3 protein-coding genes are annotated in these 2,399 nt (G+C 41.3%); all 3 read right to left on the minus strand.

Annotation, left to right across the window (positions count from 1 at the left end; genetic code table 11):
* Positions 1-123: 123 nt before the first annotated feature.
* The gene (locus KAH81_03430; protein ID MCK5832702.1) at positions 124-930 is read right to left on the minus strand and encodes an HNH endonuclease; all 807 of its coding nucleotides are present in this window, start codon (positions 928-930) and stop codon (positions 124-126) included.
* A 360-nt stretch (positions 931-1,290) separates the two neighbouring features.
* The gene (locus KAH81_03435; protein ID MCK5832703.1) at positions 1,291-1,482 is read right to left on the minus strand and encodes a T9SS type A sorting domain-containing protein; all 192 of its coding nucleotides are present in this window, start codon (positions 1,480-1,482) and stop codon (positions 1,291-1,293) included.
* Between the two features lie 6 nt (positions 1,483-1,488).
* Positions 1,489-2,399: hypothetical protein (locus KAH81_03440; protein MCK5832704.1), on the minus strand; the 911-nt coding region annotated here is incomplete at its 5' end.

Consider the following 2,399-nt stretch of genomic DNA (forward strand, 5'->3'; position numbering starts at 1 on the left):
TGGCGCATGGACATATTCGACAGGGAGATGATGAAGTTATATATGAACGGATACAGCACCACCGCGACCACGATTAGCGCGGCGGGCAGGAGCATCATATATGCGAATCGGCGGTCGGTGTTTTTATTCATGATGTTCAGGCTCTTTTATCATGGCTTTTAATTCATCTATAGTGTAAGGTGGATTTTTACAATGTAACATTGCGTGACAATTCGGGCAAACAGGTATTAAGTCTTCAGAAGGATTCACTTTGTACTCTTTTTTTACACTGGCTAAAGATACCACATGATGAACTTGAATATAATCGCGTCCTATCTGTCCATAAAAATCTTCAAAGCTGAAACCACAAACCATGCATTTGCTTCCATGTATTCTCAAGCATTCTTCCCTCGCTTTTAAGCTTCTTTCATAGCGATTGACAGAGACTTCTATAGTTGCACCTTCGTAATAGCAATGAGGATGTTGTACTTCGTCGGGATCTATAAGTATATTACCTTTTCCTAATAATTGCTCCCACTCAGCTTGTATGAAATCCGTTTCTTCCGCCGATAATACTGTCCCGGATTGGAGTTTGTGTCTGTTTAAAAAACCAGGTAAAACATGTTCAATCGATTCTATATCAAGTATATTTTCGATACTCGGGTTAAGTAAAATTTCAAATTCGACGTCAACATAGTTAGCTATTTTTGAACTATCGCGCCAATGCTCGTCTTGATATACATCGGAAATAATTTTTCCCGAGGCGAAGATGCCTTTTGGTTCAGCCCCAAGACGCAACATGAAAAATCGGCTTTCGGGGTCTACGTTTTTTCTATTTCCAAAACTCCATCTACCTTGTCCGTAGCCTTTAGTTTGTATCTCTTCAATAGATTTATCAATACTATCCCAATCCCAATTTTCAGGATTCCATGATAATAGATAAGCGCTCATAATGACTCCCTAAATGGGACTTCCGCCCAGTATCCGCCTTCGGGTTCTGTGTAGACGATGATTTTAAAATTCATACTACCTCCAGGCTTTCACATCTATATGTAAAGATAACATATTGCTCGGCAAAAATCAAGTTGAACAATATGCGAAACGGCGGTCGGATTGTTTATTCATAGTTGTTTTTCTTTTAATTAAAATTCCACATTAAACTTAATATATTTTCCTGCGTAATTCAAGCGCGAAGTTTATGCTATATTTGAGAATATCTAATGAAGAAGGTTTTCAAAAGTTAAAGGCACATATCCGCTTATACCGAAGCTATATTCCGGATACCATTCGTCGTTGATTGGATTGTCCCCCTCAACCTATCACCAATAGTTTTTTTGTCGCCCGTTCGCCGTCCATGGTTACGGTGACCAAATATACGCCGTTTGGGCATTCGGAGAGGTCGAAATCGTAGGAACTTCTGCCGGGTGTTATCTCGCTATGGGCTATTCTTTGGCCGAGGACATTGAATAACTCTATCTGCCCTACAACGCTTCGTGGTATCATTACATGTTAGAATTCCCATGTCGGGTTGGGCGATAAGAAGAACTGCTCTTGAGTTGGCGGAGTTTTTATTTCAGGTATAAAAGCATGATTCGGGTCGTATTCGTAGAATTCTAGAATTACAAAACTTGACGCTTGCACTAAATATATAAATTCCCCATTTACTTCTTGAAACTTTGGCGTTCCAGTAATATACCCTACCAGCGAGTCATCCGTCGGGTAGCCGGTGATGTCGTGAATCCACATACCGGAGTATAGGTAGCCGTTCTGGTAGTCGATAACATATTTGTCATACATCCACGAATGCACGCCCACCTCGCCCAAATGCACCGGAGCCGTCGGGTCGGAGATGCTGTAAACATCGGCAAGCGGGCCTTCATAGTAATTGGCCACGACAAACATCAGCGTGTCGACGATTACGGCGGGTGAAGAACAACTCCGGTCTTCTGAATAGCCATTGTAGAAACTGTAAGTAGTATCATATGTTGGATTATAATAATCAGCGATATTGATCAGCGATAGATGTGTGGATACCCCGTAAGGCGGTTCAGAAGAAGATATGTCCCTACACCTTATGGCATATAATAAAGTATCGTTTATGAAAGCGTAATGATAAGGCAAAGGGTAACCGTAAATAGTCGGATCGATATTTGTTGCGAATGTGTCTATATTGGTGGGATCGGATATGTTCACAAATGTTAACATCGGAGGGATCTGATAATCGTATGTTACTAATAGTGAATCTCGCATTGCCATCGGCGAACTCCATAACCTCACATAGTCCGAAGCGTAATTCCCAACCAGCGTGGGAGGGCTAGCGTTTATATTTATAGTGCATATATAACAATCTTCACCCGAGCAATCCCAGATTAAAAGCATAGAATCGAGTGTAATTCCGATGACTTCTCCCAGCAAGCTAT

The organism is bacterium (assembly GCA_023145965.1).
Classification (GTDB): domain Bacteria; phylum UBP14; class UBA6098; order UBA6098; family UBA6098; genus UBA6098.

Excerpts from the sequence above, each read along its gene's own strand:
- KAH81_03430 (MCK5832702.1), bottom strand. The coding sequence starts at position 930 with ATGAGCGCTTATCTATTATCATGGAATCCTGAAAATTGGGATTGGGAT.
- KAH81_03435 (MCK5832703.1), bottom strand. The coding sequence starts at position 1,482 with ATGATACCACGAAGCGTTGTAGGGCAGATAGAGTTATTCAATGTCCTC.